This window comes from Kitasatospora sp. NPDC059160 (assembly GCF_042755465.1).
In the GTDB taxonomy this organism is placed as follows: Bacteria; Actinomycetota; Actinomycetes; order Streptomycetales; family Streptomycetaceae; genus Kitasatospora.
Window position 1 is genome coordinate 37,601 of sequence record NZ_JBHZCN010000049.1, and the last position, 17,411, is coordinate 55,011.

The window sequence follows — 17,411 nt, forward strand, 5'->3', positions numbered from 1 at the left end:
TCGGCCGCGGGCACCGCCACCGGGCCCGCCGCAGGCCCGCCGCGGGCCGCCCGCGGCGGTGACCGGGCGGCGGCGATGGGCGAAGATGGACCGGTGACCGAACCCCGCACCGCTCCCCGCCTCATCGCCACCGACCTGGACGGCACCCTGCTGTGCCCCGGCGGCACCGTCAGCGATCGCACCGCCGCGGCCCTGGCGGCGGCCGAGGCGGCCGGGGTGCAGGTGGTGTTCGTGACCGGCCGGCCGCCGCGCTGGATGCAGCAGGTGAGCCCGCACATCGGCGGTCACGGGGTGGCGATCTGCTCCAACGGCGGCGCGATCGTGGACGTGCGGCGCGGCGGCGAGCTGATCGAGTACTTCCCGATGCCGGCACCGACCTCGCTGGCCGTGGTCGAGGCGCTGCGGGCCGAGCTGCCCGGCACCTCCTTCGCCTTCGAGTACGCGGACGGCTGGGCCCGGGAGCCCGGGTACGAGGTGCTGATGTGGGGCGACACCGAGGTGCGGGCGGTCGGCCCGGCCGAGGAGCTGCTGGCGGACGGCGGCCCGGTGCGGGGCCTGTTCAAGCTGCTGGCCAAGCACCCGGACCTCGACCCGGACACCTTCCTCGCCGAGGCCCGGACGGCCGCCGGACACCTGGCGGAGATCACCCGCTCCTCGCCGATCGCCCTGCTGGAGATCAGCGCGCCCGGCGTCACCAAGGCCAGCACGCTGGCCCGTTGGTGCGCCGAGCACGGGATCGACCGGGCCGAGGTGGTGGCCTTCGGCGACATGCCGAACGACCTGGAGATGCTGGCCTGGGCCGGCACCGCGTACGCCGTCGCCAACGCGCACCCGCAGGTGCTGGCGGCGGTGCCGCTGCACACGGTGAGCAACGAGGAGGACGGCGTCGCGGCGGTGCTGGAGCGGCTGATCACCGACTCCGGCCGGTAACGCCCCTATCCGAAGCGGCCGTTGACGTAGTCGGAGGTCCGCTGGTCGCGCGGGCTGCCGAAGAGCCGCTCGGTCGGCCCGGCCTCGACGATCCGGCCCGGGGTGTCGTGGGTGGCGAGGAAGAACGCGCAGCGCTGGGAGACCCGCTGGGCCTGCTGCATGTTGTGGGTGACGATCACGATGGTGAGCCGCCCGCGCAGTTCGGCGATGGTCTCCTCGACCCGGCGGGTGGAGGTCGGGTCGAGCGCGGAGCACGGCTCGTCCATCAGCAGGATGTCCGGTGAGACGGCCAACGACCGTGCGATGCACAGGCGTTGCTGCTGCCCGCCGGAGAGGGAGCCGCCGGGGGCGTGCAGCCGGGCGGCCACCTCGTCCCACAGCCCGGCGCGGCGCAGGCTGGTCTCCACCAGGTGCTGGCGCTCCTCCTTGGAGACCTTGATCCCGGCCAGCTTGAGCCCGCTGGAGACGTTGTCCTGGATGGACATCGCCGGGAACGGGTTGGGCCGCTGGAACACCATGCCGATCCGGCGCCGCACCTCGGCGGGGCGCCGGCCGGGCCGGTAGACGTCGTCCCCGTCCAGCAGCACCTCGCCGGCCAGGGCGGCGCCGCGCACCATCTCGTGCATCCGGTTGAGGATCCGCAGGTAGGTGGACTTCCCGCAGCCGGACGGGCCGATCAGCGCGGTGACCTCGCCGGCCGGCATCGCCAGGGAGACCCGCTCCAGCACCTTGCGGCTGCCGAACCAGGCGGAGACGTCCCGGGTCTCCAGCCCGGCGAGCACCCCGTCGGGGCCCTGGGCCGGGACGACCGGCGGGGCGGGGGCCGGCGGGACCGGCGGGAGGGTGAGGGTGTCGGCGGCCGGGTCGACCGCCGCGTCGTGCGGCTGGTGCGTGGTGTCGGCGGTGTCGGTCATCGGTACGTCCTCCGGGCGCGCGTCAGTAGAGGTTGGGCAGCAGGGCGGCGGCGTTCTCGTAGACCGCCCAGAGCAGGGCGCCGACCACCGGCGCGGCGCTCAGGTAGGCGGGCGAGCGGCGCCAGTACCGGGCCAGCAGCAGCGCCCCGGCCACCGCGCAGAGCAGGGCGAGCGACCAGAGCTGGAGCGTGGCCAGCGCACCCTTGTCGGCGGCCAGCGCCTTGTCGTAGGGGACGGTGGCGGGGCGGCCGCCGGGGTTCTGCTGCGGGTCGCCCTCCAGCCGGGCGCCGATCAGCACGGTGGAGCCGGGGATCCAGTCGGAGTCCCCGGTGACCAGGACCAGCCGGTTGCGGGCCGGGTCGGTGATCGGGTGGTCGCCGTCGCCGTACACGTTGACCACGTAGGTGAACGTGCCCTGCCCGGTGGTGGTCTCGATCCGGTCGCCGACCCGCAGCCCGGACAGCCGGGCGAACGGCGCGCCGAAGGTCGCGCCGCGGCCGAACAGCACCGCCACCCCGCTCTGTCCGGGCAGTGCGGTGTCCCGGCGGTGGCCGGGGCCGCGCATCAGGTCCCGGCCGGTGGTGCCCTCGACCACCACGGCCTGGTGCAGGCCGATCGCCGGGATGTCCACCAGCGCCACCGGGTCGCCGTCGGCGGCCGCGCCGGTCGGGGCGACGGCCCGGGCCAGCTGGTCCCGGAAGGTCTTGTACGCCGTCGACTGGTAGTGCCGCTCCTGGACGTGCGAGAGCGTGAACAGGAAGCCGACGAAGCCCAGCACCAGCGCGGCCGCCAGGCTGGCCGCCCAGGCGCCCTGGAGGAAGCGGCGCCGGGCGGGGGTGACGGCGGCGGGCCGGGCCGGGGGCGCCTCGGCCGCGGGCGCCGGCCGGACCGGCGGCTTCTCCAGGACCGGTGCCGTCACGAGGCACCGCCCGAGCCCTTGCGCCGGCGCAGCAGCCGGCGGCCGAGCAGCGGCGGGACGAGGACGACGGCGAGCAGCTCGACGGCGGTCAGCGTGGACAGCGTCCAGTCCTCGGGCCTGCCGCTCACCTCGACCACGTTGGCCGCGACCTCGGTGGCGCCGCCCCGGCCGCGCGCGACCACCTGGCCGGTCTGCGGGTCGACCACGTCGCCGGAGCCGTCGCCCGCGGCGGGGTCGCCGGCCGCGGCGGCGTTCGGGTCACCGCCGCCGGCCGCGGCGCCGCCGGTGCCGGCCGCGTCGGCGCCGGTGCCGCTGCCGCCGGAGCCGCCCGAACCGCCGTTGCCGTGGCCGGTGCCGCCCGTTCCGCCGGAGCCGGCGGCCGCGCCGCCGGTGCCACCGGAACCGCCGGAGCCGCCCGAACCGGTCTTGACCGCCTGGCCGTTCTGGACGGTGCAGTCCAGCGGGGCGCCCTGCTTGTCGCAGGGGCTCGGCTGCGGGGCGTTCTTGAGGACGGTCAGCTCACCGGCGGAGTTGAAGGTCGGGTTGGCGCAGTTGGCCAGGGTGTCCGGGTTGACCGGGCTGGCGTTGCCGGGGATCGACTTGGTCTGCAGCAGCCCGCCCTTGACCAGGCCGCGCGGGATCGGCGAGTAGCCCAGGCCGTCGGCCTCGCCCTGGCCCTCGCACAGCACGTAGGCGAGGAAGCGGCTGAGCGCGGCGCCCTTGTCGTTGTTGAACCGGCCCGGCGGGGGCAGCGCGGCGCCGGCCCTCGGCACGATCACGTAGCTGTAGCTGGAGATCGGGTACGAGCGCGGGTCGTCCATGGTGTAGACGCCGTCGAGGTTCTGCTGGAGGTAGTTCGGGTCGGACGCCGGGGTGTCGTCGTCCACGCCGCGGATCTTGGCGGCGGTGAGCGCGATGGCCACGTTGGAGGCGGTCGGCAGCGAGTAGTAGCCGGCCTGGTTGAGCACCTTCACGACCGGCCAGTTGCTGCGCTTGGCGAAGGCGTACTCGTCGTAGCCGATGGTGCCCAGGCCGGCCGCGGCCTTGATGTAGCCGGCGACGACGTCGGAGCCGTTCTGGGCGACCATCCGGCCGGACGGCGGGAAGAACTCGGTGTAGTCACCGCAGGTGGTGCCGTTGACCGAGGAGCAGTAGGCGTCCCACTGGTCCTTGTGGGTGTGCTCCATCCAGCGGGTGAACTGCGCGGTGGCGCCGGAGCCGTCCGAGCGGACCACCGGGGTGATCGGCAGGTTGGGCAGCTGCTTGCCGTAGTCGGCGGTGATCTTCTGGTCGTTCCAGTTGGTGATCTTGTTGGTGAAGATGTCCACGACGGTCTGCGGGGACAGCCGCAGGTCGCGGACCTGCTTGCCGCCGACCACCAGGTTGTACATGAAGGTCGTGCCGCCCGCGGTGATCGGCACGTAGGAGAAGCCGTAGACCGGGTTCTCCCTGGTGCCCTGACCGCTGGTGCGGGCACCGGAGTTGAGGCCGGTGTCCTCGGCGCTGCGGAACGGCACGTCCGAGGCGGTGAAGTCGTCCTGCCCGTTGCTCCAGGCGGTCCGGCCGGCCGCCGACCCCACCGGGTTGAAGCTGATCTGGATGCCCTGCGGCCCGACGTCCTGGCGCCACTGGTCGATGGCCGGGCCGGCCCAGCTGGAGCCGTCGGCGCTGAGCGCGACCGAGGCGGCGAAGGCCGGAGCGGCCTGCCCGAACAGCAGGGTGCCCGCGGCGAGCAGCAACGCGGACAGGCACGCCAGGACACGGGCCACGGAGCGCCTTGCGGCCTCCCATGACATGAGAACTCCTCTGGTACGGAGGGTGGTTGGACGGTTCATCAGCTGTTCCCGGGCAGTGCGACGGGCGGGTGGGCGACGGGCGGATGGGCGACGGGCGCGTGGGCACCGGCCCGGGCGGCCCGGGCGGCGCTCTCGGCCCGCCGCGCCTCCCGGTCGATCCGGCGCCGCTGACCGCGCGTCAGCTCACCCGGACGGCGGCCGCCGAGCACCCGCGCGGTGACGAAGAGGACCAGCACCAGCGCCATCAGGGTCAGCCCCGCCGCGAAGGCCCGGGCGACCATCTCGGGGTAGGGCTGCTTGACGTAGTTCCAGACGTACAGGGGCAGCGACACCTGGTGCTCGTGGAACGGGTCGGCGTTGAACTGCGGGGTGAAGCCCGAGGTCAGCAGCACCGGCGAGGTCTCCCCGATGCCGCGCGCCACCCCGAGCACGACCGCCGTGACGAGGCCGGGCCGGGCGGTCGGCAGGACGACGTTCCACACCGTCCGCCACTGGCTGCCGCCCAGCGCGTACGAGGCCTCGCGCAGGGTGCCGGGCACCAGGCGGATGACCACCTCGGAGGCCCGGGTGACGATCGGCATCATCATCACCGTGAGGGCGAGCGAGGCCGCGAAGCCGCTCTTGTCGAAGCCGAGCGTCAGGATCACGATGCCGAGCACGAACAGCCCGGCGACGATCGACGGCAGTGCCGTCATCGCCTCCACCAGGGTCCGCACCGGCTTGGCCATCCGGCCGCCGACCTCGGACATGAAGATCGCCGCGGCGATGCCCAGCGGCACGGCGAACAGGGTGGCCAGGCCGACCTGTTCGAGCGAGCCGACGATCGCGTTCAGCGCGCCGCCGGAGGTGATCGGGGAGAGCGCGGCGGTGCGCTCCATCGACTCGGTGAAGAAGTTGAGGTGCTGGGCGGCCTCGTAGCCGCGCACCGCCAGGTAGCCGACCTGGTCGACGATGAGCGCCAGCACCAGCAGGCCGGCGCTCCACGCCACGACGGAGACCAGGCGCTCGCGCACCAGCAGCGGGCCCCACTGGAGCCGGCCGAGCGTGAAGTAGGCGGCCAGGAACAGCAGGTACCAGCAGACCAGGAAGCCGAAGGCGCCGCTGAACGGCAGCACCCGCTCGTACAGCGTCCAGTTCAGGGCCAGCGAGCCGATCGACGAGCCGGCCACGGTGAACACGTCCTCGCGGGTGACGCCGCCGAGCTTCACCCGCTTCTCCGGGCGCGGCTCCGCCGGGCCGGCCGGGGGCGCGGCGGGCCCCTGGGCGGCGGGCCCCGGGACGGCGGCGGCCGGAGGCAGGTCGAGCGTGGTCATCGGGTCGTTCCCTTCGACAGGGTCTCGGCCGGGGGCCCGGCGGGGGTGGCCGGCGGGAGTGCGGCCGACGGGGCCGCCGGGGGTGCGGCGGGGGTCTCAGCGGGACCGGTCATGTCCGTGCGCCGCCTCAGTCGGCGGTCGAGGCCCCGGAGCGGGACCGGTTGATCACGAAGCCGGCCGCCACGTTGACCAGCAGGGTCAGCGCGAACAGCACCAGGCCGGCCGCCATCAGCGCGGAGAGCGAGAGCGCGTCCGACTCGCCGAAGCGCAGCGCGATGAGCGCCGAGATCGAGTTGGCGCCGTTCTCCAGGATGTGGCTGATGGCCTTGAAGTTCGGGGAGATGATCAGCGCGACCGCGATCGTCTCGCCCATCGCCCGGCCGAAGCCCAGCATGACCGCGCCGATCACACCGCCGCGGCCGAACGGCAGCACCACCGTGCGCACCATCCCCCACCGGGTCGAGCCGAGCGCGTAGGCGCCCTCCCGCTCGCCCTGCGGGGCCTGGGAGAAGACCTCCCGGCTGAGCGAGGTGACGATCGGGATGATCATCAGCGCGACGACGACGCCCGCGATGAACGTGGAGGAGGTGTAGGAGGTCCCGATGTCGCCGGTGCGCACCTTGAGGAAGGGGACCGTGTCCCCGAGGTGGTTGGAGAGCCAGCGGCTGAAACCGATGATCCTCGGCTGGAGGAAGAACAGCCCCCACAGGCCGTAGATGATGCTCGGGATCGCCGCCATCAGGTCGACCAGCGAGACCAGCGAGGCGCGCAGCCGGACCGGCGCGTACTCGGAGATGAAGACCGCCGTGGAGAGCGCCACCGGGACGGCGATGACCAGCGCGATCACGGCGATCAGCAGACCGTTCGGCAGGACGGCGGCGATGCCGAAGGTGTGCGCGGCGGTCTGCCACTTCTGCTCGGTCAGGAAGGACCAGCCCACGGCGCGCAGCGCGTCCGAGCCGCGCAGCAGCAGGAAGAACGCGATCAGGCCCATGATCGCGAACACCGAGAGCCCGGCCACCCGCAGCACCCCGCGGAACACCCGGTCGCCGGGGGTCGCGGGGGAGGTGATGACGCGCGGGACGTCGGTGCCGGCTCCGCGGTCGGCTCCGCGGTCGGGTCTGCCCGGGGCCCCGGCGGACGAGGCCGCGGGCTCGGCGGCGGCTGTCATGCTCTGCTCTCCGTGCTCGGGTGCGGATGGCCGGGCTGCGCCCGGACCGGACGGTGGCGCGACGTGGCGCCGGTCGCGCTCGGCGGCTCCGGTGGGGGCTCGGCGGCGCGAAATCGTTGTGGGGGCGGCCGGTTGGCACGGGGCCGCGGTTCCGGTGCGTACCCATTCGGCCATCCGGAGGTGTCCGCCCTGGGTCGCACGCGTGTACGGGGCCCCAACGAGCCAGTTCGGTGCTGGAGTTGACCGCCACCGGTGGCCGGATCATTTCCGGCCACCGGTGCGGCGACGGTCAACTCGGCCTTCCTGCCGGAGGGTTGGGCCATGGGCCCGACGGCTCGGCGGGCCGGGACGGCGGCCTCGCCGAGCCGTCAGCCGTCAGCCGTCAGCCGTCAGCCGTCAGCCGTCAGGGGCGACGGCGCAACCGCGCCCAGCCGTTGCGCAGCCCCGCCAGCGTCCGCTCCCCGGCCGGTGTCCCGCCCAGGACCAGCGCCGCCGGCCCGCCGACCAGCAGCACCAGGCCGCCGATCAGCGCGATCGGGAGCAGCAGGCGCGCGGCGCCGGAGCGGTCCGCGGCCGGTGTCCCGGCCGCGACGGGCGCGGCGCTCAGCGACTTGCCGGGCGTGCTCGGCGAGGCGCCCGGGGTCTTGCCCCCGGCGGTGGCCGCGGCCGCGGCGGCGCCCCCGGTGGTCGCGGCGCCCTCCCCGAGGCCGCCGGTCGAGGCCCCACCGAGGCCGCCACCGCTCGTGCCGTTGTCGGTCCCGGCGCTGACCGGCGTGGTGCCGCCCGCCGAGCCCGAGCCCTCCGCCGGGGTCCCCCCACCGGTGCCCCCGTCGCCGGGGGTGACGGCCGGCGGGTTCGGCGGCGCGGCCTGGTTGCCGGGCAGCTTGGCGTCCTGGGCCGCCACGTGGGTGGCGGCGTCGGCCGCCTGGGCCCGCTGGGCGCTGGTGAGCGCCAGGAAGCCCGGCGCCAGGTGGCCCGGCTCGTTGCCGTAGACCTGGCCGCTGCTCGTGGTGGTCCGCAGGAACGTGGTGATCGCGGCGGCCTTGTCGGCCGGGACGCCCTGGGTGGGCACCATCGCGTACTGCACGGTGGTCAGCGGGTAGGCCCGCTGGTCGCGCGAGTACGCCGTGTCGGCGGTCCCGTACGGCAGCGACTGCACGCCCGTCGAGGCGTCGACGGTCATGTCGGCGACGGAGGCCTGGAAGCCGGTGGTCCCCGGGGAGACGAAGGCGCCGGCCGGGTTGAGCAGCTGGGCCTCGGGGAGGGAGTAGGCCTTGGCCTGGCCGGTGTCCATGATCGCGATCAGCATCCGCTGTCCGACGTCCACCGGCGCGCACTGGTCGTGCCCGCCGGTTCCGTTGAGCCCGGGGTTGACGCAGGTCGCCTTGTTCTGCAGGAACCCGCGCGCGACCTGGCCCAGTCCGCTCGTGACCGGGTTCCACTCGTACTGCATCAGGTGCTGGTAGGCGTCGACCTTGCTGCCGACGATCCCGGAGGAGTCCTGCCGGGAGAAGGAGTCGACCGGGTAGCCGGAGAACGCGGGCCGGAGGTAGTAGGTGTTCACGTGCATGCCCCACGGGTCGGACTCGCCGTCCAGGAAGCGGGCGGCGTCCGGGTCCGAGGCGATCCACGAGGTCAACTGGTACGTCAGGTCGGTCGTCCCGCCCACCACGGTCGGGCTGAAGTCGAACATGTCGCAGAACCTGGGCCACTTGAGCCCCGAGGTCGCCGGCAGCTGGTTCAGCTGGAGGAACTCGGGATCCGCGAAGAGGCAGGTCGGATTGCCCTTCACCGAGGTGACCACGCCGCCGCGGGGCGCGTAGGACTGGGTGAGCAGCTTGGCCATCAGCCGCGCGTTGAGCTTCATGTCGCGGATCTGCCGACCGGTGTCCTGGTCGTCCACCGAGAACACGACCGAGATGCCCGAGGTCGCCAGCGGCGCGTAGACGTAGGGCCGGGCCGGTGGTGAACCGTCCGCCCGCGCGGTCAGCGCCACGTCCGTGGATCCGCCGAGGAAGCGCGAACGGGCCTGCGGCTCACCGCCGGCCGACACGTACCGGACGGCCATCGGCGAATCGCTCAGGCACAGGCCCGCGCGCCACTGCTGCATGGCCCGGTTGAACATCTCCAGGCCCTCCGCGTCGAACGAACCGTTCTGCGACGCACAGGCCTGGGCCACCGGCGCGAAGGACAGCGGGATCACGATGCCGTTCTCCCACGCGCACTGCTCGCCGCTCGACATGCCGTTGGCCGCGTAGCTGAACAGCACCGCGTCGCTCGCGAGCGAGCTCGAACTGTCGAGCGAATGGTTCAGGCAGTCGACCGAGGCCGTCGGGGTGGTCCGGCCGAGGCTGTCGCCACCGTAGTTGGCCTCCACCACGAGGGAGCACGGGTGGGTGTCGTCACAGCCCAGCGTCGGGGCCTGGGCCTGGGTGTAGAGCTCGATGTTCGCGGCGCCGGTGCCGTCCGCACCGGTCGGGGCGATCGCCATGTTGCTCGGGAAGTCGGGCGCGGTGCTCGACCCGGGCGGCAGGGTCTGCTGGAAGCCCGCGTTCGCGTCACCGCCGAACAGCGAGCTGTTGTAGCAGTCGGTCACCTTCGGAGTGGCGCCGCGGCACTCGTAGATCCGCACGGGGTAGAGGTACTTGGCCTCGCCGACCCGCGCCAGGGTGACCTGTTGGCCGCTGGTGGTCTTGGTGGGCGTGAAGCCGCTCCAGGAGACCTGCACCACCTGGTTGACCAGGTTCTTCGTCTGGGAGACCGTGATCTTGCCGGCCCGGCCGCGCGTCCCGGTCGCCGGGTCGAGCACCTTGGGCCCCGCCACGGTCACGCTGGAGGACTCCGCCACCGCCTGCGGCCCGGCCCCCAGGCCGATCGGCACCACACCGAGCGCCACCACCACCGACCACACCAGCGCGATCGCCGGAAGTCGGCGGCGCCATCTCCCCGGATCCCTCCGGTCGGGCAATCGGACTCTCATGGTGGGCACCTCCGTGCGGATCCGCGCCGCCCAGCACGCGGCGCAAGGTGGGATCGGGCATGCCGACGGCCGGGCACCCCCAGTACCCACCATTCGGCCAGCCGGACGTGTCCGGATCCGGTCGACAGGATGTACGAGAACACAACGCGGCGCCCCTGGAACGGAGTTGAGTGCTCCCATTGGCACACGAGCGGGCCCGCGCCGAGGCGCGGGCCCGCGGGGCACCCGGGGTCGTCCGGGACCTTCCGACGAGGAGCCGGATCAGCTGCCGGGGGTGTAGGTCAGCGCGAAGGAGCCGAGCGACTGACCGCCCGTGAAGTACGTGGTGCCCAGCGCGCTGTCGAGGTACTGCGCGCCGGCCGGGTCCAGCTGCAGGCTGGAGGCCGAGAGCGACTGGGTGGTGCCCGTGCGGCCGATCTGGGTGTCGCCCAGCGGGTCCAGCAGGGCCACCGGCGCGGTGCCGCCGTTCGGGACCGCCGAGACGTTCCAGTCACGGACCTTGAAGCCGAGCTGCTTGAACGTGACGGTCTTGCCGTTGTTCAGGTTGACGAAGAGCAGTCCGCCACCGAGCTGCACCTGCCCGGAGAACGACGGGATGTTGGCGACGCCGCCCGTCACCGGGAAGGTGCTGGTCACGACGTTGTTGGTGACGTCCGCCGTGGCCGGCGTCAACGGGACGACGGCGATGCCGCCGAGCAGGGTCTTGGCCAGGAACTGCTGGTCGACCGTGACCACGGCACTGCCGGTGGGCGCGGTGGTGGTGGCCGTGGTGTCGGCCGCGGCCACACCGCTGAATCCGGTGATCGCGAGGACCACGGCGATCCCGGTGGCGGCGAGACGGACGCCGGTTCTTGCCATGTCGTACTCCCTGGGAGAGGTGGGATGGTGCGGTGGTGACAGTTGGTCAAGGGATGAGCACGCCGCCGCAGGCGCCGGACGGGAGCGGCAGGAAGCCGTAGGTCCTGATGTCGGCGGCTGCCGTGGAACTGGTGCAGATCCAGCCGTCAGGCCCGAAGACGCCGCGCAGCGCGGCTCCGTGTGCGTCGGTCGCCGCCCAGTCCGCGTCGCGGACCACGACGTAGACCGTTTGCCCGTGGAGGGTGAGGAAGTCGGTGTTGATCGCGCGGCCCGTCGCGTCGACCGGGACCGTTCCGTCGATGCCGCGGATGGTCAGGAGCCCCTGGGTGTCGGCCCCGCTGCCCCGGCCGTAGTACGCCTGGCCGATGTAGTGCCCCACGGAGTAGGGAACCAGCACGTCCGGGTCGTTGAGCTTCGGGTCGCTGCCCTGGCCTTCGGTCACCGTCCGGTCGTCGATGCAGCTGTTGACCGTGTGGATGCCCAGCGCGGCGAGGAAGGACGCCCGGGTTCCGGAGCCCGCCTTCGGGAGGAAGGGCTTGATGGTGCTGCCGGGAAGGGCGGGGTCGATCTGCTTCCACGTGGTGACGTCGCAGTCGTAGATGTCCTTGAGGTTCTGCGTCGTCAGGTTCGCCGGCGCGTTGCCGTTGCCCGGCGCGGCCCAGGACAGCGCGTCGTCCGCGTAGTTCACGAAGTCGAAGTACCGGGGGTCGGTCGGCAGCGGGCCGCGCGAGGAGCGGGCGAAGTCGACGGTCGCGCCGGTGCTGTTCTTGAGGGCCGAGATGCCGACCTCCGCGCCGTTCGGGCGCGCGATCGTGGTGGCACCGGTCTTGGTGGTGATCGTCGGCGCCCCGGTCGCGTCCCAGCTGTACAGCCGGGGTGTCGTGGTGTCCGAGCCCGGGATCGTGGCGTTGTAGTCGGCCGAGAACTGGTTCAGCACGGCCTGGCTGTCGGCGTCCCCCACCCCCACGAGGTCCTGTGCGGCCGGCAGCGCCGGTCCTGCCGGGTCCGCCACGGCCGGGCCGCCGCCGGGGGCCACCGCGACCGAGGCCGCCAGGACGGCCGTGACGAGCGGCTTCCGCCACGTCCTGTGCATCGTTCTCCGGTTCCCTTCGGTCGGCTCCCGACGGCCGACGGCCACGGGCGGCGGGCCCGTGGCCGTCGGATCGTGCGGGATGTGATCAGGAGTGGATGGTGCTGCCGCAGGCGCCGGCGTTCAGCGGAAGGAAGCCGAAGCTCTTGAGGTCGGCCTTCGCGGTGGCGTTGGTGCAGACCCAGCCGGTGGTACCGAAGATGCTGCGCAGCGCGGTGCCGTGGGCGTCGGTCGCCTTCCAGTCCGCGTCACGGACCACGTTGTAGACCGTGCGGGCGTAGGAGGTGGCGGCGAAGTCGCCGTTGATCACCTTGTTGGTGGTGTCGACCGGCGCGGTGTTGTCGATGCTGCGGATGGTCAGCGGGCCCTGGACGTCGGAGCCGCTGCCCTTGCCGTAGTACACCTGGCCGATGTAGTGGGCGACGGAGTACGGGACCAGCGCGTCGGGGTCGGACAGGTTGGTGTCGCTGCCCTCGTTCTCCTGGACGCCCTCGGTGACGCACGGCTTGATGGTGGAGATGCCGAGCACGGAGAGGAAGAACGACCGGGTGCCGGAGTTGGCCTGCGGCAGGTACGGCTTGATGGTGTTGCTGGGCAGGCTGGGGTCGATCTGGTCCCAGGTGGTGATGTTGCAGTTGTAGATGTCCTTGAGGTTCTGCGTCGTCAGGTTGGCCGGCGCGTCACCGTTGTTCGGCGCGGCCCAGGCCACCGCGTCCGTCGCGTAGGCGACGAAGTCGAAGGTGTTCGGGTCGGTCGACTGCGGGCCGCGCGAGGAGCGGGCGAAGTCGACGGTCGCGCTGGTGTTGTTCTTGAGGGCCGAGATGCCGGCGCCGGAGCCGTTCGGGCGGGCGATCGAGGTCGCACCGGTCTTGGTGGTGATCGGCGAGGAACCGGTCGCGTCCCAGCTGTACAGGTGCGGCAGGGTGGAGCCGGCGCCCAGGTACGCGTTGTAGTCGGTGGAGAACTGGTTCAGCACGGCCTGGGTGGTGTCCGAGCCGACGCCGACGATGTCCTGGGCGGCCGGGGTGCCGGTCGGGTCGGCCAGGGCGGAGCCACTGGCGACGGTGACCAGGGAGGTCGCCAGGGCGGCGACGGTGAGCAGCTTGGCAGCGGTCTTACGCATGTTCCTCTTCCTCCGAGGGAGAGACGTCCATCGCGTGAACCCGTGCTCCGGGGGGAGTCCGGGGCCGGGGGCCGTGTCTGCTGCGGCCGCTCCGGCAGTGCCGATCCTGTCCGGCCGGGAGGTTCCGTCGGAAGGGCCGTCGGGGCCGGGCGGCGAATGTCGACTCATCGGTTCGACGAGGTTTAGGCACTGGTCAACGCGGATGTGACAGGGGCGGGACAGGGGTGACGAACCCGGTCGACGTTCTTCTCCAGGAGGCGGCTCGGGGTGTTGCCGGAAACCTGCGCTTCACCGGAACAGCACGAAGCGGAACGGCCCGGAGCAGAACCGTACGGAGCTGTACGGAGTAGGACGGAGCCGGACGGTACGAAGCGGAGCCGGCGCTACAGCGGCCAGCGGCCGTCGCGGCCGGACCGCCGCAACTCCTGCCCGACCCACTGGAGTCCGGCCAGGAAGCCCTCGACGCCGGCCTGGCACTGGTCGCGCCGCAGGTAGCCGCGGGCGCTGCGGGCGACCGGGACGGCGGGGGTCGCGCCCGGCCGGGTGGTGCGCACCGGCAGGTGGGCGGACCAGACCCACTGGCGGCCCTCGGCCTGGACGGTCGAGCAGCGCAGGGCGGCCCGTTCGATGATCAGTTCGCGCACCGCGTCGGCGAGTTCCTCCTCGCTGCGGTACGTCCGCACGCCGACGCCGAGCGGCCGCCCGTTGGCGGCGCGCAGCGCCCAGCCCACGCAGCGGTCGGCCGCGGGCACGATCAGCAGCCGCGGTCCGCGCCGCTCAGCTGCCATCGGGGCGTCTCAACGACACTGCTCTCCTCGGGAGTTCACGTGCGGGCGCGTCGCGGAAGGGCACATCGCGCACGGACCGCTCGCGCACCGCCCCCTCGCGGCCGGGAGCCTCGCGGACCGACCCCTCCCGGACGGGTGGCTCGTGGACCGCCGGCTCGCGCGGCGGCTGTTTGGCGAGCAGCACGACGAAGCGGCGGAAGGCGTTCTGGCACGTCGCGTACCGTTCGTACGCGCGACTGGAGCGCACCTCGGGCAGGCTGCGCGATCCGGGGACGACCCAGATCCAGCCGAGCCCGTCGCGGACATGGGTGATCCGCGCGGTCAGTCCGTCGGCGCCGGCGCGCAGTCCGTCGAAGCCCCGCTCGGCCTCGCCCGCCGTCTCGAACAGCGCGGAGGTGATCGCCACCACCCGGCCGTTGGGTGCCTTCAGCTGCCAGCGGTAGCGCCCGTCCGGTGCACGCTCGGTCCGGAACCCCCCTCGGCTCGCCCCTGCTGCGGTGTGACCGCGGCCGGAACCGTCCACTGCCCCCTCCGTCCGGTTTCCCCTCCGGGACGGAGCCAAGCTATGTGTGCACACGGAACCGCCGAAAGCCCAGAACGTTCACAACTTGCGCCGTTGGTCGGGAAGTTCTCCCTCGTTCAGCTTTCATCTGTCGGTACCGGAACGGTCACAGCCGGGCCGTCCAGCGGACCACGGCGCCCTTCCGGTAGGGCCCGCGCTCGTGCCACGCGGCGCCGCCGAGGGCCTCGGCGCGCCGGGTGAGGTTGAGCAGTCCGCTGCGCCGGCCGCCCTGGGGGATGCCGACGCCGTCGTCGGTGACGGTCAGCAGCACGCCGGGCCGCCCGCCCCGGTCCAGCGACTCCGGGTCGCCGCCGACGGGCCGTCCGGCGTCGTCCAGGTGGACGGTCGCGTCGATCTCGACCCCGACCCGGGAGGCGCGGGCATGCCGGGCCGTGTTGGAGAGCATCTCGCGCAGGGCCGCGAGGAGTTGGCGGCCGGTGTTCTCGCCGACCAGGCTCTCGACCGGGCCGACGAAGCTCACCGAGGGCTTGAAGCCGAGGGCGGCGGCGGCCTGGCTGGCCTCGCGCAGCACGCGGGTGCGCAGGGTGTCGGGGGCGTCGCCGTGGTTGTCGTGCTGGAGCGCGTAGATGGTGGTGCGGACCTCCTGGATGGTGGCGTCCAGTTCGTCGACCGCCTTGCCGATGCCCACCTTGACCTCGGGGACGACGGACCGGCGGGCGGCGCTCTCCAGCATCATCCCGGTGGCGAACAGCCGTTGGATGACGAGGTCGTGGAGGTCGCGGGCGATCCGGTCGCGGTCCTGGAAGACGGCCAGCCGCTGCTGGTCGCGCTGGCCCTCGGCGAGCCGCAGGGCCAGCGCGGCCTGGGAGGCGAAGGTCTCGGCGAGCTGCTTCTCGGAGTCGGTGAAGGGCAGGGCGCCGCGCGAGCGCCAGACGCAGAGGCCGCCGAGCACCCGCCCGGCGGCGACCATGGGCACGGCCAGGGACGGGCCGAAGCTGCGGGCGAGCCGCATCACCACGGTGGGGTCGCTGGACATGTCGTCGAGGTGGACGCTGTCGCCCTCCAGCAGCTGGGCGGCGAAGCTGTCCTTGGGCAGCAGTTCGCCGCGGACGAACTCGGCGGCCTCGCCGGAGGCGTGGGCGACCCGCATCTGCCCGTCATCCTCCGCCGAGGAGCCCGAGGAGCCCGCCGAGCCCGCCGCTCCGGGCGGGCCGGCCGGACCGGTGGGCAGCAGGATCATGCCGAGCGCGGCGCCCGCCAGCTCCCGGACCTGCTCGGCGGCGACGGTGAGCGCGCCCTCGGCCTGCTCGGTGGAGAGCAGCGCGGTGGTGACGGCCGCGGCACCGGCGATCCAGCGTTCCCGGCGGCGGCCCTCCTCGTACAGCCGGGAGTTCTCGATGGCGACGCCGGCGGCCGCGGCGAGCGCGTGCACGACCTGTTCGTCCTCGGGGGTGAAGGCGCCGCCGCCCTTCTTCTCGGTGAGGTAGAGGTTGCCGAAGACCTCCTCGCGGACCCGGATCGGCACGCCCAGGAAGGTCTTCATCTGCGGGTGGTGCGGCGGGAAGCCGGAGGAGCGCGGGTCGGCGCCGAGGTCGGCGAGCCGCAGCGGTTCGGGGCGGTCGATGAGCGCGCCGAGGATGCCGCGGCCGGCGGGCAGTTCGCCGATCTCGGCGGCGGTGCCGTCGTCGATGCCGACGTGGATGAAGTCGGCCAGGCCGTGCCCGCCGGGGGCGATCACGCCGAGGGCCGCGTACCGGGCGTCGACGAGTTCGGCGGCGCCGGTGGCGATCCGCTGCAGGGTGGCGTGCAGGTCGAGTCCGGCCCCGATGGAGACCACCGCCTCCAGCAGGCGCTGCATCCGGTCGGTGACGGCGGCGGCGGACTGCAGCCGCTCCGCGACCTCGGTGACCAGGGTGTCCAGCCCGAGCGAGGCGATCTCGGGCACCCGGTGGGGGGTGGGCTCGGGGGCGGTCTCGGGGAGGTCCGGCGTGGGGTCCATGGAGAAAGCCTACTTTTGTACGGTTTTCAGCCGAGGGACGATGCGGCCATCAGTGCCCCACCGCCGCCAACGGTGCCTCCGCCGCCAGCAGACCGTCCGCCTCCCGCTCCCGGCGCCACAGCGCGTGCAGCCGCCCGTCCGGATCGGCGACCAGCGCGGACCAGCGGCCGCGCTCGGCCACCCGGCCGGCGTCCAGCACCAGCACCTCGTCCACGGTGGTGTCGTCCAGTCCGGCCAGCCGGTGGGTGATCAGCACGGTGGTGCGGCCCGCGGTGGCGGCCAGCAGGTCGGCGGTGAGGGCGTCGGCGGTGGGCAGGTCGAGGTGCTCGGCGGGCTCGTCCAGGACCAGCACGGGGAAGTCGGCGAGCAGCGCCCGGGCGAGCGCGAGGCGCTGGCGCTGGCCGCCGGAGAGGCGGGCGCCGTGCTCGCCGACCATGGTGTCCAGGCCGTCCGGCAGGCCCTCGGTCCAGTCCAGCAGCCGGGCGGCGGCGAGGGCGGCGCGCAGCTCGTCCTCGTCCGCGTCGGGGCGGGCGAGCCGCAGGTTCTCGCGCAGCGAGCTGTCGAAGACGTGGGCGTCCTGGGCGCAGAGGCCGATCACCCGGCGGACGTCCTCGCCCGCGAGCGCGCGGCTGTCCACAGCCTGTGGACGACCGGCGGCGAAGGTGACGGACCCGGCGCCGGGCTCCAGGAAGCGCAGCAGCGCCTGGGCGAGGGTGGTCTTGCCGGAGCCGGAGGGGCCGACCACGGCGATCCGGCGGCCGGGCGCGAGATCGAGGTCGACGCCGGTGAGCGCGTCCACGGCCTGCCCGGGGTGCCGTACGGTCAGCCCGCGCACCGCGACGGGCAGCGGCCGCTCGGGCAGTGCGGCCGGTGACCAGGACCCGTCGACAAACTCCCGTCGTCCGCCCGGCAGGCGGGGGGTTGTGGGCCGGTGCTGAGGGTGGGCCCCCACCCCCGGGGCGGTCCGCACCACGTCCACCCGGGCCCCGGCGGCGCGGCGGCGCCGG

General features: G+C 73.5%; 13 protein-coding genes. 1 reads left to right on the forward strand and 12 read right to left on the reverse strand.

Annotated elements, in window-relative coordinates; genetic code table 11:
- Positions 1 to 75 precede the first annotated feature (75 nt).
- A complete protein-coding gene (locus ACFXOZ_RS21775) occupies positions 76 to 930 on the forward strand; it encodes an HAD family hydrolase (RefSeq protein ID WP_375895292.1) in 855 nt (284 codons plus the stop codon).
- Between the two features lie 5 nt (positions 931 to 935).
- Here ACFXOZ_RS21775 and ACFXOZ_RS21780 read toward each other — a convergent pair whose 3' ends face one another.
- From ACFXOZ_RS21780 to ACFXOZ_RS21835, 12 genes are all read right to left on the reverse strand, one after another.
- Positions 936 to 1,712, reverse strand: coding sequence for a phosphate ABC transporter ATP-binding protein (locus ACFXOZ_RS21780; RefSeq protein WP_380592133.1), 777 nt, complete (start codon positions 1,710 to 1,712; stop codon positions 936 to 938).
- A 154-nt stretch (positions 1,713 to 1,866) separates the two neighbouring features.
- Positions 1,867 to 2,763 carry a sortase gene (locus ACFXOZ_RS21785; protein WP_375895294.1) on the reverse strand — a complete coding sequence of 299 codons (897 nt, stop codon included), beginning with the start codon at positions 2,761 to 2,763 and terminating at the stop codon, positions 1,867 to 1,869.
- Positions 2,760 to 4,532 (reverse strand): substrate-binding domain-containing protein, encoded by a 1,773-nt coding sequence (locus tag ACFXOZ_RS21790; protein WP_380528401.1) that lies wholly within the window; start codon positions 4,530 to 4,532, stop codon positions 2,760 to 2,762. Before ACFXOZ_RS21790 ends, ACFXOZ_RS21785 begins: the two co-directional genes overlap by 4 nt.
- A 65-nt stretch (positions 4,533 to 4,597) precedes the next feature.
- Complete coding sequence (pstA, locus tag ACFXOZ_RS21795) at positions 4,598 to 5,872, reverse strand: phosphate ABC transporter permease PstA (RefSeq protein WP_375895298.1); 1,275 nt, start codon at positions 5,870 to 5,872, stop codon at positions 4,598 to 4,600.
- A gap of 127 nt (positions 5,873 to 5,999) precedes the next feature.
- On the reverse strand, positions 6,000 to 7,043 hold the full coding sequence (gene pstC / locus ACFXOZ_RS21800; protein ID WP_380592119.1) for a phosphate ABC transporter permease subunit PstC: 1,044 nt from the start codon (positions 7,041 to 7,043) through the stop codon (positions 6,000 to 6,002).
- A gap of 403 nt (positions 7,044 to 7,446) precedes the next feature.
- Positions 7,447 to 9,954: a hypothetical protein gene (locus ACFXOZ_RS21805; RefSeq protein ID WP_380592121.1), complete on the reverse strand. Its 2,508-nt coding sequence runs from the start codon at positions 9,952 to 9,954 to the stop codon at positions 7,447 to 7,449.
- A gap of 330 nt (positions 9,955 to 10,284) precedes the next feature.
- Positions 10,285 to 10,881, reverse strand: a complete 597-nt coding sequence (locus ACFXOZ_RS21810; protein ID WP_380528411.1) for a hypothetical protein — start codon at positions 10,879 to 10,881, stop codon at positions 10,285 to 10,287.
- A gap of 46 nt (positions 10,882 to 10,927) precedes the next feature.
- Entirely contained in the window at positions 10,928 to 11,974 is a 1,047-nt protein-coding gene (locus ACFXOZ_RS21815) for a substrate-binding domain-containing protein (RefSeq protein WP_380592122.1), read from the reverse strand.
- A gap of 85 nt (positions 11,975 to 12,059) precedes the next feature.
- Positions 12,060 to 13,094, reverse strand: coding sequence for a PstS family phosphate ABC transporter substrate-binding protein (locus ACFXOZ_RS21820; RefSeq protein WP_375895311.1), 1,035 nt, complete (start codon positions 13,092 to 13,094; stop codon positions 12,060 to 12,062).
- 383 nt (positions 13,095 to 13,477) lie between these two features.
- The gene (locus tag ACFXOZ_RS21825) at positions 13,478 to 13,882 is read right to left on the reverse strand and encodes a hypothetical protein (RefSeq protein ID WP_375895314.1); all 405 of its coding nucleotides are present in this window, start codon (positions 13,880 to 13,882) and stop codon (positions 13,478 to 13,480) included.
- Positions 13,872 to 14,459, reverse strand: coding sequence for a DUF1508 domain-containing protein (locus tag ACFXOZ_RS21830; protein ID WP_380528415.1), 588 nt, complete (start codon positions 14,457 to 14,459; stop codon positions 13,872 to 13,874). The genes ACFXOZ_RS21825 and ACFXOZ_RS21830 overlap by 11 nt, the downstream gene beginning before the upstream one ends.
- 91 nt (positions 14,460 to 14,550) lie before the next feature.
- Entirely contained in the window at positions 14,551 to 16,404 is a 1,854-nt protein-coding gene (locus ACFXOZ_RS21835; RefSeq protein ID WP_380592124.1) for a GAF domain-containing protein, read from the reverse strand.
- Positions 16,405 to 17,411 lie beyond the last annotated feature (1,007 nt).